At 44.0% G+C, this 14,921-nt stretch carries 11 protein-coding genes; 3 read left to right on the plus strand and 8 right to left on the minus strand.

All coding sequences use genetic code 11. The features are described from left to right. Positions 1-185 precede the first annotated feature (185 nt). Entirely contained in the window at positions 186-776 is a 591-nt protein-coding gene (locus tag LU361_RS01090) for a hypothetical protein (RefSeq protein ID WP_233086466.1), read from the plus strand. Positions 777-866: 90 nt separating this feature from the next. On the opposite strand, the gene accA is transcribed toward LU361_RS01090, so the two are convergent. The 4 genes from accA to LU361_RS01110 form a co-directional block, all read right to left on the minus strand. Next, positions 867-1,817, minus strand: coding sequence for an acetyl-CoA carboxylase carboxyl transferase subunit alpha (gene accA, locus LU361_RS01095; protein WP_233086467.1), 951 nt, complete (start codon positions 1,815-1,817; stop codon positions 867-869). A gap of 310 nt (positions 1,818-2,127) precedes the next feature. Next, positions 2,128-5,745 carry a DNA polymerase III subunit alpha gene (gene dnaE / locus LU361_RS01100; protein WP_233086468.1) on the minus strand — a complete coding sequence of 1,206 codons (3,618 nt, stop codon included), beginning with the start codon at positions 5,743-5,745 and terminating at the stop codon, positions 2,128-2,130. Between the two features lie 8 nt (positions 5,746-5,753). Continuing rightward, positions 5,754-6,356, minus strand: coding sequence for a lytic transglycosylase domain-containing protein (locus LU361_RS01105; protein WP_434064655.1), 603 nt, complete (start codon positions 6,354-6,356; stop codon positions 5,754-5,756). A gap of 42 nt (positions 6,357-6,398) precedes the next feature. After that, positions 6,399-8,123, minus strand: a complete 1,725-nt coding sequence (locus LU361_RS01110; RefSeq protein ID WP_233086470.1) for a proline--tRNA ligase — start codon at positions 8,121-8,123, stop codon at positions 6,399-6,401. A gap of 542 nt (positions 8,124-8,665) precedes the next feature. Between LU361_RS01110 and LU361_RS01115 the strand changes: the two genes are divergently transcribed. Further along, positions 8,666-9,136: an HIT domain-containing protein gene (locus LU361_RS01115; RefSeq protein ID WP_233086471.1), complete on the plus strand. Its 471-nt coding sequence runs from the start codon at positions 8,666-8,668 to the stop codon at positions 9,134-9,136. A 477-nt stretch (positions 9,137-9,613) separates the two neighbouring features. Here LU361_RS01115 and nadA read toward each other — a convergent pair whose 3' ends face one another. Then, positions 9,614-10,618 (minus strand): quinolinate synthase NadA, encoded by a 1,005-nt coding sequence (nadA, locus tag LU361_RS01120; protein ID WP_233088179.1) that lies wholly within the window; start codon positions 10,616-10,618, stop codon positions 9,614-9,616. 508 nt (positions 10,619-11,126) lie between these two features. Here nadA and LU361_RS01125 point away from each other — a divergent pair. Further along, positions 11,127-11,732, plus strand: a complete 606-nt coding sequence (locus LU361_RS01125) for a DNA-3-methyladenine glycosylase I (protein ID WP_233086472.1) — start codon at positions 11,127-11,129, stop codon at positions 11,730-11,732. A 403-nt stretch (positions 11,733-12,135) separates the two neighbouring features. Here the strand turns inward: LU361_RS01125 and LU361_RS01130 are convergent, their stop codons facing one another. From LU361_RS01130 to LU361_RS01140, 3 genes are all read right to left on the minus strand, one after another. Next, positions 12,136-12,348 carry a cold-shock protein gene (locus tag LU361_RS01130; protein WP_233086473.1) on the minus strand — a complete coding sequence of 71 codons (213 nt, stop codon included), beginning with the start codon at positions 12,346-12,348 and terminating at the stop codon, positions 12,136-12,138. An 870-nt stretch (positions 12,349-13,218) separates the two neighbouring features. Next, positions 13,219-13,779: a hypoxanthine-guanine phosphoribosyltransferase gene (locus LU361_RS01135; RefSeq protein WP_233086474.1), complete on the minus strand. Its 561-nt coding sequence runs from the start codon at positions 13,777-13,779 to the stop codon at positions 13,219-13,221. After that, entirely contained in the window at positions 13,776-14,867 is a 1,092-nt protein-coding gene (locus LU361_RS01140) for a mechanosensitive ion channel family protein (RefSeq protein ID WP_233086475.1), read from the minus strand. Before LU361_RS01140 ends, LU361_RS01135 begins: the two co-directional genes overlap by 4 nt. Positions 14,868-14,921 lie beyond the last annotated feature (54 nt).

Consider the following 14,921-nt stretch of genomic DNA (forward strand, 5'->3'; position numbering starts at 1 on the left):
GAATCACAATTAGGTTGACACATAAAAATCTAACTTTTGTTTTATTTTTTATATTCCATTATTTACGTAATTTTGTGTGAAAAAATGCCTTTACATTCAATAAGAAGGTTCTAATTTTTAAAAACCTAATATAATATATCTCCCACATTTCGAAGCTTTAATAATAATAAATACGGAGATCCACCATGCATAAACCCGCACACAATTTGTATCGTTTTATCTTAACCTCACTGTTGTTTTTAACATGCTCGGGCGTGCATTCTTGGGAGTTAAAAGGCAATCACACCGTTGAGTTAATTAATTCCAGCGGCGCAGTTTTTGAATTAGGTACTCTCAATGTTTCTGATACTAGTAACAGCGATGAATACCAATTTGATTTCCACTTTAACGACTCTACGTTTGAAGTGTATTTTTTATCGATGCGTAATTTTGACTGTGTGACCGGAGAAAAAGAGGTGTTTTGCCATGTGGTTTATCCCTACGATTATCCGGCGCGGGTTTCTGAAAATAACTTAACCTGGCTAGAGCACAGCTTTTTGTTTATGCATAAATCCGCCAGTGAGTTTTCGGCAAAGCTCTGGAATGGGATAATTTATAATATGGAAATTACAGAAGAAGGAATTATCGGGCACCCTCAAGCGGTTGATTTAAACGAAATCAGTTCACCGCCGGAGCCAGGAATAGCTCCCTATGGCGACGGATCAGATACTGAGATTGGCGAACGAGCCGAAATCGATCCTAAATCGCGAGAATTTGTGCAACTGCGCATTCGATAATCTTGAAAAAACATTCATAAAAAAAGCCGCTTTATGAGCGGCTTTTTTTAACAATAGCGAACAAGGCTTAACGAAAACGTTCAAAAAGATTTATACGTTGCCGTAGCTCATCAAACGCTCGTAGCGTTTTTCAAGCAGTGTTTCAATGGGCAACTCGCACAATGAACCCACTTGTTCGATCAATCGCTCTTTAATACTGATTGCCATGCCATCCATATCACGATGCGCACCGCCGAGAGGCTCAGGAATGGTTTCATCAACAATTCCCAATTCTTCCAATACTGTCGAAGTTACACCCATCGCTTCAGCAGCCTGAGGCGCTTTATCAACGGTTTTCCAAATAATGTTGGCACAACCTTCGGGTGAAATTACAAAGTATGTGGAGTACTGCAACATATTGAGCTGATCACCCACACCGATTGCCAAAGCACCACCGGAGGAACCTTCACCAATTACGGTACAAACGATAGGGGTTTTTAAGCGTGACATCACGGCAAGGTTTTGGGCGATGGATTCTGAAATCCCGCGCTCTTCAGAATCGATACCTGGGTAAGCTCCCGGAGTATCAATAAAAGTGAGAATCGGCATTTTAAAGCGTTCAGCCATTTCCATCAGGCGCAATGCTTTGCGATAACCTTCTGGTTTAGGCATACCAAAGTTACGAGATACCTTCTCGTTAACGCTGCGACCTTTTTCTTCACCAATCACCATAACAGGACGACCGTCGAGTCGGCCGACTCCACCAATAATGGCCTGATCGTCGCCAAAATGGCGGTCACCATGAAGCTCATCCCAATCGGTAAAAATTCGCTTGATGTAGTCGCTGGTGTAAGGCCGTTGTGGATGACGGGCAACTTTCACCACTTCCCAAGAAGAGAGATCGGCGTAGATACTTTCGGTCAATTTTTGACTTTTATCGCGTAATTTAGCGATTTCTTCCGTGATATTGAGATCGTTATCTTTACCGACGAGTTGTAATTCTTCGATTTTAGCTTCCAGTTCTGCAATCGGCTGTTCAAAATCGAGATAATTTGGATTCATGTTGACCTTAACTGTTTTTAATCTTTGTATTTTCGATTAGCTAATATTTGGTTTGTTATCGAAATATTCAATCGAGAACTGTCGCTTTTCCAGCCACTTTTTAAAGGGCCGTCGATTGTAGACTTTTCTGTCAGTCTTTCAAATATTTCTGTCACTTAAGTTTGGTAAACCCAGGCTGCATTGGTAATAATTTCATCAATTGTGCACATGAAAATGGATTACTCACACGCAATGTGTGGGCGCAAACGGCATGTTCCAATTTCAGTACACGATAACACCATTGAGTAAAAATTTGTCTGAACCTGAGCCATTAGTCGTAAATTAATTCGACATTTTTCTTACCGAGCACCTGTACCAATGAATTCACCAATTCATCTTCCGGCGCAATTCGCCAATCATTGCCCAAACGTAAATTAGCCTTGGCTCCGGGACGGCGATATTCGATAAACACCGGACACTGGCCGCTGCAATAAGGTCGCAGATTTTCTTTGAGTTGATCGGCGAAATTAGCAGGTAAAGCCTCGCTTTCTAGACGAAGTTTCAATGCACTGGCTCGGTCCATACGCGCCTGTGAAAGGCTGAGCACTTTATCGGCGCGCATTTTTAAATTGCCCGAATAATCGTCGTGACTGACCTGACCTTCAATGACCAGTAATTCGTCCTTACCCAGCAATTCTTGTGATTCTTTAAATACGTCGGCAAAAATGGCGACTTCAATACGACCAGAGCGATCGTCAATGGCAACGAACGCCATATTATCACCGCGCTTGGTTTTCATGGTTCTGGTTGCCACGACAAGACCCGCAACTTTTTGCGGTTTTTTATCCGGTTGTAAATCGTTGATTCTTGCTGAAACCAGCTGTCTAACTTCGGTGGCGTACTCATCAATGGGGTGGCCGGTCAGGTATAAACCGAGTGTGTCCTTCTCGCCTTCTAAGCGTTGTTTGATCGACCAAGGCGGCGTATTTTTGTAATCGTCATACACGTTGCCACCATTGTCTTGGCTCGGCATTAAATCACCGAACAAATCCATCATACCGGAGCTTGCGTTAGCAGCATTTTGCTCAGCGGTTTGCACAGCATCGTTGAGCGCAGCAAACAAAATGGCACGATCGTGATCGATATCGATTCCCGGACCAATGGAATCCAAAGCCCCCGAACGCACCAGTGCTTCTAAGGCACGCTTGTTGACTTTTCTCGGGTCAATGCGCGAGCAAAAATCAAACAGATCCGTAAACGGGCCTTCTTGACGACCTTTGATGATGCTATCGATCGGGCCTTCGCCCAGACCTTTGATCGCCCCCAAACCGTAAATAATTTGATCGTCTTCGTTTACAGTGAATTGGAACTCACCGCTGTTTACATCCGGTGGTAAAGGTGCGCAGCCCATTTCGCGACTGGCTTCAATAAACGTAACAACTTTATCGGTTTTATCCATGTCCGATGACATGGTCGCGGCCATAAATTGGCTTGGGTAGTGCGCTTTCAACCACGCGGTTTGATAAGACACCACCGCGTAGGCGGCGGAGTGGGATTTGTTGAAACCATAACCGGCAAATTTTTCCACCAAGTCAAAGATTTTCATCGCCAACTGAGGATCAACCCCTTGGGATTTGGCGCCGTCTTCAAAGGTAGAACGCTGCTTGGCCATTTCTTCGGGCTTTTTCTTACCCATCGCCCGGCGCAACATGTCCGCACCACCCAGGGTATAACCGGCCAACTCCTGGGCGATTTGCATTACCTGTTCCTGGTAAACAATAACGCCGTAGGTCGGTTTTAAAATGGGTTCTAGCTTTTCGTGCTGATATTTGGCATCGGGATAGGCAACCTCCGCACGACCGTGCTTACGGTTTACGAAGTCATCAACCATGCCCGAATCGAGCGGCCCCGGACGGAACAGCGCCACCAGTGCGATCATGTCTTCGAGGTTATCCGGCTGTAATCGCTTGATGAGGTCTTTCATTCCCCGCGATTCCAACTGGAATACGGCGGTGGTATCGGCCGCTTTCAGCAGTTTAAACGTCTTTGTATCGTCTAATGGAATGTGATTGATATCCAATGAAGGCTCGCCATTTTTTACGCGGCGGCTATCAATCATTTTGACGGCCCAATCGATGATCGTCAGGGTACGCAAGCCTAAGAAGTCAAACTTTACGAGACCGGCAGATTCAACGTCGTTTTTATCGTACTGGGTAACCAAGCCGTTGCCGTCTTCGTCGCAGTACAGCGGCGCAAAGTCGGTCAGTTGCGTGGGAGCAATCACCACACCACCGGCGTGCTTACCGACGTTTCGGGTGATGCCTTCAAGCTTTAATGCCATGTCCCAAATTTCTTGGGCGGCTTCGTCATTTTCTAGGAATTCACGCAGCGGCTCTTCTTGATCGAAGGCTTTTTGGAGCTTCATGCCCGGATCGGGCGGAATCATTTTCGACAGTTTGTCGGCAAGACCGTAGGACTTACCCTGAACACGGGCGACGTCACGCACCACCGCTTTTGCCGCCATGGTACCGAAAGTAATGATCTGAGAAACGGCATCACGGCCGTAGTTATCCGCCACGTAAGAGATAACCTGGTCGCGATTGTCCATGCAAAAGTCGACGTCGAAGTCGGGCATGGAAACACGTTCTGGGTTCAAGAAACGTTCGAACAGTAGATCGTAAGCGAGCGGATCAAGGTCGGTAATTTTTTGCGAGTACGCCACCAGAGAACCCGCACCGGAACCACGCCCTGGCCCCACCGGAATTTCGTGATCTTTCGCCCACTGGATAAAGTCCATCACGATCAGGAAGTAACCCGGAAACCCCATTTGCATGATGATATCAAGCTCAAACTGCAAACGGTCGGTGTACACTTTAAGTTGGTTGGCGTAATCCGGCGCGTGCTTATCGGGCAGAATCTTTTCTAAGCGCTCGTACAAGCCTTCGTAGGAAATCTTTTCGAAGAAGATGTTGGTTTTTACCATCGCGTGATAAGCATCGGTATCTTCTTTGCCCTGCCATTTGATGGTCATCGCCTTTTCAGCACGGCTCTTTAAATCTTGATAAGTAATGTGCTGACTAAAGAAAGGATCTTGCTCGAAGTTGTCGGGAATGGGGTAATCGGGTAGGTAATAATTCCCAAGTTCGATGTCTAGATTACATCGCTTTGCAATTTCAATACTGTTGGCGAGCGCCTCGGGAATATCCGAAAACAGCTCGGCCATTTCTTCTGGGCTTTTGAGATACTGCTCGCTGGAATAACGTCGTTCACGCTTCGGGTCATCTAGGGTTCGGCCCTCACCAATACACACTCGCGCTTCGTGGTACTCAAAATCGTCTCGATCAACAAACCGAACATCGTTGGTGGCAACCACAGGAGCCTGTGCGCTCGACGCCAAATCCATTGCAAGATGCAAGTAGTCTTCGTCGCCTTCGCGGTTGGTTCTCTGTAGCTCCAAATAAAAGCGATCGGGAAAGTCTTTTTGCCAACCATCTAAGAGCGTGCGCGCCTGCTGGGTTTTTCCGCCCAAAAGCGCACGGCCGATGTCGCCAACCTTACCGCCCGACAACGCGATTACGTCGTCGGTAAACTCACTGATCCATTCGCGTTTAATGTAGGCAACACCGTGATACTGACCGTGCTGATAGGCCTTAGAGATCAACTGAATGATGTTTTTGTAACCGCGACGAGTCATTGCCAACAAGGTGATTAATGTTGGCGAATTTTCGCCTTGCTCAATCCAAAAGTCTGCGCCGCCAATGGGTTTTAAGCCTTCAGAGCGAGCCGCACTGTAGAACTTGATTAAGCCATAGAAGTTACAAACGTCGGTTACCGCAACAGCAGGCATACCCAATTTAGCCACGGTGCTGACCAAGGGTTTGATGCGAACGATGCTGTCTACGAGAGAAAATTCAGTGTGTAAACGAAGATGAACAAATGGTTGTGTCATGAATTTTTTTATTTCCAGCGTTTCTGCCAAGCGTCCATCACCTTGGTGGAATAACGATAACTGCCGTAGCTGCCGTTATATCGTGCCAAAGCTTCCGGCCAGCGGCCTTTTTCTCTGTCGAGGTAATGTTTGAGGATGGTTACGCCGTAGGTAATATTAGTTTCTATGTCGGTCAGGTTATCTTCCGGCCGCCCTATCTCGTTTTTCCAAAACGGCATGACTTGCATCACACCTTGAGCGCCAACTCGAGAAACGGCAAATCGGTCAAAATGGCTTTCTACTTCCATCACCGCCAAAACCAACGACGGTTGCAGATCGTGTGCGGTAGCAAGGCGATGCACTTGCCTTAGCATGGTCAAGCGCTCTTTGGGATCTTTCACAAAGCGCGATAACCGCTGGGACATATCGACCAACCAAACTTCGGCGTCGTATTTGTCTTCGAAACTGCTGGCTTGGTTGACGGTTTTCTTGAGCAACGCGGCTAATTCTGGATCGGGGTTCGCGCTAGCAACCGGTGAACACAGGGTGAAAATAACGAGACATAAGACAACAAATCCACGAACGAGTCGTGGATTTGGCATGTTAGTGTGTGCAATACCAAAAGAATTCATCATATCTGAATCTTAAGCGTTAGCACGAAATTGCAGAGTGAATTAATTAGCAATTAATGACTGCAAATGCGCTAACACTTGGTCTTTGGCAATCTCTTGTTTTTCTCCAGTTCGGCGATTTTTGTATTCCACCACACCGGATTCCAAACCTCGATCACCAACAATAATAACGTGAGGTAAACCCATCAATTCAACATCAGCGAGCATAACACCTAAACGCGCTTTTGCCTCATCCATAAACAAGGGTTCAAGACCGGCGTCGGTAAAGTCTTGGTAAAACTGCTCGCACTGCTGGGCAACGGCTTCAGACTTGTGCATGTTAATCGGAACAATCGCGACGTTAAACGGCGCCAAAGCGTCCGGCCAGATAATGCCGTTGTCGTCGTGATTTTGCTCAATAGCAGCGGCGACAACACGAGTTACGCCTAAACCGTAACAACCCATAACCATGGTGGCTTGCTTGCCATTTTCGTCGAGAACGGTGGCGTTCATCGCTTTACTGTATTTATCGCCCAACTGGAAAATATGGCCAACTTCAATGCCGCGTTTGATATCGAGCACACCGTCGCCGGCAGGACTTGGATCACCGGCAACCACATTGCGGAGGTCTTCAACTCGACCAAGTTCAATATCGCGCTCCCAGTTGGCGCCACTGAAATGATAGCCATTTTTGTTGGCACCACAGAGGAAATCTGCACTCAACGCCGCCGCTCGATCGACGATCACAGGCATCGAAAGACCTTTCGGGCCAATGGAGCCTGGGCTTGCACCAACAGCCGCTTTTACTTCTTCATCGCTGGCGAAAGTCAGTGGTTCGCTGACGATATCGAGCTTCTCGGCTTTCACATCGTTCAATTCGTGATCGCCACGCAATACCAGCGCAACCAAGGTTTCTTCTTCCGTCTCGGGATTAACGCCTTTAACGATCAGAGTTTTTAGCACTTGGCTGTTTTCAACTTCGAAAAGCTTAGCAACATCGTCAACGGTTCGAGCACCCGGTGTGGCTACTTCGGTAAACGCTTCTGTCGCGGCAGCACGCTCGCCCACAGAGATTGCTTCGGCCAGTTCGATGTTTGCAACAAATTCACCACCGGAACTAAAGGCGATGTCGTCCTCGCCACTGTCTGCTAATACGTGGAATTCGTGAGACGCGGTGCCGCCAATAGAACCGTTATCGGCAGCAACTGCGCGATAATCCAAACCAAAGCGATCGAAAATAGCGCTGTACGCTTTGTACATATCGTCGTAGCTCTGTTGCAGGCTCTCTTGCGATAAGTGGAACGAATACGCGTCTTTCATGATGAATTCACGAGAGCGCATCACGCCAAAACGCGGGCGAGTTTCATCTCTGAACTTGGTTTGAATTTGGTAGAAATTGGCCGGTAATTGTTTGTAACTTTTAACTTCGACACGAATCAGGTCGGTGATGACTTCTTCGTGGGTTGGGCCTAGGCAAAAATCGTTGGTGTGGCGATCTTTGATTCGCAACAGTTCGCCACCGTATTGTTCCCAACGACCGGATTCTTGCCAAAGCTCCGCTGGCTGCACCACAGGCATCAGCATTTCTTGAGCACCGGCTCGGTCCATTTCCTGACGAACAATCGCCTCAACTTTTCGTAAAACTCTCAAACCCAGCGGCAACCAATTGTAGAGGCCTGCGGCCATTTTACGAATTAGGCCGGCTCGTAACATCAATTTGTGGCTGATAATCACTGCATCTGCAGGAGTTTCTTTTTGTGTAGCAATCAAGAATCGGCTGGCGCGCATACTGTCAGTAAAGCCTTTGTACGTTTATTAAAATTAACAAGACGGTTGAGTCAAACAGCGTTTTTCGTCGACAAAACTTGTGTCGATTCGCTTTCAACTCAACCCGTTCATATTCTGAAGAAGGAGCGTATTCTATGTGCCCGATTCGTCTATGCCTAGGTTTTTATTAGAGCAAATATTCACCAGGTTTCATATTCACTGTGATCAGCGAAAGATTTCCGCTCACACGATTGAAAAGCCGTTCGAATTTAGTCATCACAATTGGGTCAAATGCTCTTTCTTCTCAACTTCTTGGCGCTTATTTTTTGAATGGATACCCAAAGTTAATGCGTTGCGATTGTCTTTGTCAGATCTTAAAAATAAACATTGAGCGTATACCTGTTTTATACGTTCAGTTAGGCTTTAGAAATGAAAACGCACAGAACACTCACAGAAGAACAAAGGCAACATGCGCTGAAAAAACGCTGGTCTAATCGAAGCTTCATTTGATAAGGTTTTTAATGCAACAGCCTATTTGTTGTTAACAATAAAAAGGAAACACTATGTTCACACTAGACCCAATTCTAGAAAGTGATACCGTCTTAATTGGCCACTTTTCACTAAGTTTAGTTCTTCTCAGTAAAGACTCGAACTACCCTTGGTGTATTTTAGTGCCGCAAAAACCCAATATTCGAGAGATATTCCAATTAGACCCGGAAGATCGCAGCAAGCTTTTGGAAGAATCTTGTACGTTATCAGAAACGATGGTTGCGCTTTTTCAGCCGGACAAAATGAACGTAGCGGCATTGGGCAATATGGTGCCTCAACTGCATCTTCATCACATTGCGCGATTCAAAGATGATCCCGCCTGGCCATCGCCTATTTGGGGCGCGAAAGCGGCTACTCCTTATACAGAAGAAGCTTTGGCTGAGATTGTTTCCAAACTGCGCAGCGCGCTTTCAGGTGACGACTTTGTCATCAGCGATGAAGTACCGGAGCCAAGCTCAACCTTTAGCCCAACCATTGAGACCTAATTACAAGTCAGTTTTGTCTTAATGACTGGCGGCCCCTAGTTACTGACAGGTCCGAAACACGGGACTGAAACCTAAGAGGGCCCTGGGCTATAACGCCACCATTAGATACGGACCGAGTATTTTCAGTTATTCCTTAGCAAGGAAGTACTCGGTCACAAACACACTCAGTGTTTGACCTCCGTTGAAACTTCCCCCCAAACGCAGCTGCTTACCACCCAACGGTTGATGAACAGTGAATCTTTACGCTATTTGAATCAAACAAGAGAAGACGAAACGAGGTTAAAGAAGACGTTTCCTAACGCCCTGAGGTTTTAGAGCGCTTAAATTTCAAAACACTGGGATTTCAAACGTGAAGGTTTTAATGCGCAGAAGTTTAACCGCAGCGAGGAAAACCGAACTGTCGTGAAATCTTCAACTCATACTCAACCGCACCGTTGATTCGTATGAGTTGAAAACCCCTTCTCGACAGTATCGAGCCTAGGCACCCACTTTTTGCTTAGCTTTGTTAGCAGAAAAGTTAAGCATACGTGTTAACGGCTTCATGGCTCGTTCACCCAAAGCTTGGTCAACAAAGATTTCATTGCCACCATTTTCCAGTACGTGAACAATGCTTTCGAGGGAATTCATTGCCATCCACGGACAGTTGGCACAGCTGCGACAAGTCGCACCGCTGCCGGCGGTAGGTGCAACAATAAACTCTTTGTCAGGGCACAATTGCTGCATTTTGTAGAAAATGCCTTGATCGGTAGCAACAATAAATTGCTCCTTATCCATTGTTTTCGCAGCATTGATTAACTGAGACGTGGACCCTGCAACATCGGCAAGCTCAACTACTGAGGCGGGAGATTCTGGGTGAACCAAAACGGCTGCTTCGGGATAAAGCAGTTTAAGGTCTTCAATGCCTTTTGCTTTGAATTCCTCGTGGACAATACACGCACCGTCCCACAACAACACATCTGCACCTGTTTGACGAGAGACGTAATCGCCTAGGTGCTTATCGGGCGCCCACAAGATTTTCTCACCATTGGCATCCAAATGATCGATAACATCCACAGCAATACTTGATGTAACCACCCAGTCAGCACGGGCCTTTACAGCCGCCGAGGTGTTGGCATACACCACAACAGTTCGATCTGGATGTTGGTCGCAAAATTCAGAAAACTCATCGATAGGACAACCGATATCCAAAGAACATGTGGCTTCCAAGGTTGGCATGAGTACGCGCTTATGAGGCGTCAGAATTTTAGCGGTTTCACCCATAAACTTAACACCCGCGACGATCAAGGTCTCTGCTGGGTGCTCTTTACCAAAGCGCGCCATTTCTAAAGAATCGGAAACACAACCGCCGGTTTCTTCGGCCAACGCCTGAATCAACGGGTCAGTGTAATAGTGTGCAACGAGAACGGCGTTATTGGCACTGAGTAATTGCTTAATTTGAGCGGTATAGGACGCGATTTGCTCACTGGAAAGCGTCTCATTCATATTCGTTGATAAGAAATCTTGAACGATCTTGCGAGCTGATTGGTTTTGGGTATTTTGGGTGTCTTTAGAATTCAAGCTGCTAACCTCCGGGCGCTGTAATACTCAACGCACTACTCTTTGGCCGCCATTATACGCCGAGTCTCGTCAGGCTCAACTCGCAACCACAATCTAGACGAAGCTTGATTCACAAACGATGACTTCTTTAACAGTATCTGAGCGATCAACATTACCTTGGAGTCAACCCTAGAGCACAAAAGTTCTTGTAGCGCTCCTGCTTTTAGGGACCTTGCTTTTAGGGACCTCGAGTGACACGCGGAGTAATGACTTTATAATAGCAACGTCTCAATAGCATCTTCTCAGTAGCAATTTTAGTAGCAACTGACAACAGTCTTAGAAATGTGAAATCCATACTTGATGCTCAAATCAAATACTGTATATTTATACAGCACCCTACAATACCAGTCATCAGCACGAGCACAAACCTAATTTAAGTAAGGATTACTTAGCAATGACAGACCAATTTACCGCACCTGATGGAAAGGTTCGTTGCAAATGGTGTAACGTTCCAGAATTTTTGGACTACCACGACAAAGAATGGGGCTTTCCTGTCAAAGACGATCGAGTATTGTTTGAAAAATTATGTTTAGAAAGTTTCCAAGCTGGATTGAGCTGGAGAACAATACTTAATAAACGAGAAAATTTCAGAAAAGCCTTTAAAAACTTTGAGATTGATAAAGTAGCACGCTTTAATCGTAAGCATGTCGAAAATTTACTAGAAAACGAAGGCATTATTCGGCATAGAGGAAAAATTGAAGCGGTTATTAATAATGCGAAATGCGCGCAAAAAATTATTAATGAGCATGGTTCCCTTGCTAAATTTTTTTGGAGTTTTGAACCAAGGCCAGAAAATTTACCCGAACCACTCACGGCTTCCACCTCTAAGGAATCTGAACTTCTCTCTAAAACGCTTAAAAAAAGCGGATGGAAATTTGTTGGACCAACAACGGTTTATTCTTTTATGCAAGCCATGGGCATGATTAATGATCACGCACACGACTGCGTTATCCGAGAAAAAGTTTTAAAAGCACGTAAAAAATTTAAAACGCCAAAATAAAATACAACGGGAATTAATGGATTAACTTCCAACATATTAAAATATCTTCACCGCTCGATTAACAGTTTATCCACCATACATTCAACACAGCAAATAACGAAAGAGGTTATTGCAGATTAAGATCAAGCCTCAGCGATAACCTCTTTATCTTGCACACCAACAATTGCCAACGTCACTCACGCTTGCAACTCTTAAATGAAATCGAAAAACTCAATTTAATTATAAAAAAGGGATTATCTTATAATGAGACATTAAGTAAGAGGTTGTTTTTCGAGCCGCCTTGCGGTTAAGAAGCTATAAAACAAGATGAAAGGGTTTTATTGGGTGGAAGCTGGGCCACTAGAGAACTAATGGCCCGAAGAGAAAATGTATTATAAGTTCAATAAGCAGCCCAGCAAAAATTTTATAAACTGACTACGTTTTCGGCTTGCAAGCCTTTTTCACCCTTGAGCAAATCAAACTCTACGGATTGCCCTTCATTGAGAGATTTATACCCACTACCAGAAATATTGCGATAATGAACGAACACATCCTCCCCTTTTTCAGCTCTGGTGATAAAACCATAGCCTCTTGCATTGTTGAACCATTTAACTGTACCGCGATTACGATTGGACATTACGACTACCTCGATTATTTTTATGGACTGAAGTTAAGCGCACCACTGTTGCTAATAGCGCAACTTTGAAATAGGCAATGAGATAAAAAGCCTTTCTCTATTTAAAATAATGATAAATAACTACAACAAAGCTAAACCCTTCTCTCAATATCAAAATATTGACACCTGCTTAACTCTTGTTGCAACCTTTTTTTAAAAATAAAAAAATAATTTAAAAGAACACTTTGAAATTATCAACACACCTGCCGTTTGATTTAAATCTAATAAAAAAATATTTAAATATTAAAAGAACAATAAGCAATCAAACGCGTCATTTTCAACTCAGCTTAATAGATTAATAAAATAGAATTTACTATCTCACTAACGCTATTTATTACCGAACCGGCTCGAACACAACAGAGTCAAAAACTATAAAAAAGAAACAATTTTACATTCACTTAACCGCATAAACTTTTTTTAAAAACGGAATAAAAGTACTCAAAGAACCAATAAAAACCCTTATATGCATATAGGAATCTATCAATACCAGAAGCTAAAAAACGGAAAAGTTATAATGGACACACTGCTTTATAATTTTTATTTAATTTGTGAGTTGACCACCAAAACATTTTTTACTGAGACACAGAAAAACATCTTACACAAATTCAATTTTGCTTTGCCAAACCTGAAAATCTATAACGGTTATAAATATACACAAAACCATCACAAGAAATTCAAAATAAATCACAAAGAAGAAAAATGAAGGAAGAAATACGAAAAAATAGCAGGTAAAAAAGGAAGGAAATTAAGTTACCAACAAGCCAATAATTTATTTCAGGAGAAAATACTGAGACTATTTACAGTTAATATTGGCTTGCCGGTTAAAAATATCTATTCGGAAACTGCGTAAATTCCCGGAAGATTACGGTAGAAGCTCTTGTAATCCATACCACAACCAAACACATAACGATCAGGCACATCCAAGCCTAAGTAATCTGCTTCTAAATTATTAATTCTTCTATCGTGCAATTTTCTTATTAACATTGCAGTCTTAACAGAACGGCACTCGTGACGCTTGCAATAGGAAATCAGTTCCGACAATGTCACACCTTCATCGAGAATATCATCAACAATGATTACATCACGCCCGGCGAGACTCATTTTAGGCTCAGCCAACCACTGAACATTCGCGCCGGTTGTTTTATTCGCGTATCGAGTGGCATGAATGTAATCCACTTGCATAGGAATACCTACTTTTGAAATTAGGCGCGCCGTTGTCATTAAACCGCCATTCATAACACATAAGACCAACGGAATTTTATCGGCGTAATCACGTTCAATCTGTGTTGCCATTTCCGATAAGGCTTGATCGATAGCGTCACTGGAATGAATTAAATCTGCAGTGTTAAACACTGCCTGAGCTTCTTGGGCAATATTTTCGAAATCTGTCACGAGCTTGATTCTTCTTTAAGTAATGTAAATTCAGGTGAGGAAAACTGCGGGAGACTATCGACATGCAAAGTAGAGGTAGGAAAGGCAACTTCAGCTTTGTGATTATCAATAATTTCTAATACTTTAAATAAAACATCTTGTTTAACTTCGTGGAACTTCACCCAGTCGGTGGTTTTCGTCAAGGTGTAAACAAAAAAGTCCAATGAACTGGCAGCAAATTTGTTGAAGTTAACAATAATTACTAAATTTTGGTCGATCTCAGGGTGCTGCTCCAACATGCTACGCACATCTTTGATAATTGCTGGCAGCTTATTCGCGTCTTCGTATCGAACGCCTAAAGTTTCATAGATTCGACGATTGGTCATTCGCGATGGGTTTTCAACGGATATTTGAGTAAAAACGGCATTCGGAATATACAAAGGGCGCTTATCAAAAGTACGAATACGCGTTAAACGCCAACCAACATTCTCAACCACCCCTTCGATTTCTTTATCGGGCGAGCGAATCCAATCACCGACTTGAAATGGTCGATCTAAATAAATCATCATTCCGCCAAAGAAATTTGACAGTAAATCTTTTGCCGCGAAACCAACGGCAATACCACCAATACCACCAAACGCTAAAATGCCGGAAACGCTGTAGCCTAATAATTGAAGAATAATTAACCCAGCGGAAACGATAACGGAAATTCGGAGCAATTTACTGATTGCCGAGGCCGTGGTTTCGTCCATTTTTGTTCGGCCCAAGTCTTTGCTTTTGAGGGCCTGCTCAGCGCCATTGATACCGCGCACCAGAAACCAAGACAAAAATAGAATCAAACCAAAATCTTGGATAGTGTTAATAAAGAGAACAAAATCGGATGAGCGATCAGGATAAGGAACCGTGGCCAGAGTAACGCCGTAAAACAGTATCGCCATGTTTACCGGTTTGGAAAGCGCATGAACGAAAACATCATCCCACAAATTCACCGACTGCTTGGCGTGCTCGGTGATTTTTTTAAACAGATGTCGAGAAATAAATACAGTACAAAAAGTCAGTAAGGTAATTAGAAACGTTTGTAGCATCCAATTGGAAGAAATAGCTTCCATTAGCGGTACTATATTATTTGAGTAAAATTCTCCCATAATCTTTACGCTCTACAA

The organism is Sessilibacter corallicola, assembly GCF_021290925.1.
GTDB lineage: Bacteria > Pseudomonadota > Gammaproteobacteria > Pseudomonadales > Cellvibrionaceae > Sessilibacter > Sessilibacter corallicola.

Bases quoted from the DNA above. Each gene is read 5' to 3' on its own strand.
- dnaE (WP_233086468.1), bottom strand. From the start codon at position 5,745: ATGACACAACCATTTGTTCATCTTCGTTTACACACTGAATTTTCTCTC.
- nadA (WP_233088179.1), bottom strand. From the start codon at position 10,618: ATGAATGAGACGCTTTCCAGTGAGCAAATCGCGTCCTATACCGCTCAA.
- LU361_RS01090 (WP_233086466.1), top strand. From the start codon at position 186: ATGCATAAACCCGCACACAATTTGTATCGTTTTATCTTAACCTCACTG.
- LU361_RS01140 (WP_233086475.1), bottom strand. From the start codon at position 14,867: ATGGAAGCTATTTCTTCCAATTGGATGCTACAAACGTTTCTAATTACC.
- accA (WP_233086467.1), bottom strand. From the start codon at position 1,817: ATGAATCCAAATTATCTCGATTTTGAACAGCCGATTGCAGAACTGGAA.
- LU361_RS01105 (WP_434064655.1), bottom strand. From the start codon at position 6,356: ATGAATTCTTTTGGTATTGCACACACTAACATGCCAAATCCACGACTC.
- LU361_RS01130 (WP_233086473.1), bottom strand. From the start codon at position 12,348: ATGTCCAATCGTAATCGCGGTACAGTTAAATGGTTCAACAATGCAAGA.
- LU361_RS01110 (WP_233086470.1), bottom strand. From the start codon at position 8,123: ATGCGCGCCAGCCGATTCTTGATTGCTACACAAAAAGAAACTCCTGCA.
- LU361_RS01115 (WP_233086471.1), top strand. From the start codon at position 8,666: ATGTTCACACTAGACCCAATTCTAGAAAGTGATACCGTCTTAATTGGC.
- LU361_RS01125 (WP_233086472.1), top strand. From the start codon at position 11,127: ATGACAGACCAATTTACCGCACCTGATGGAAAGGTTCGTTGCAAATGG.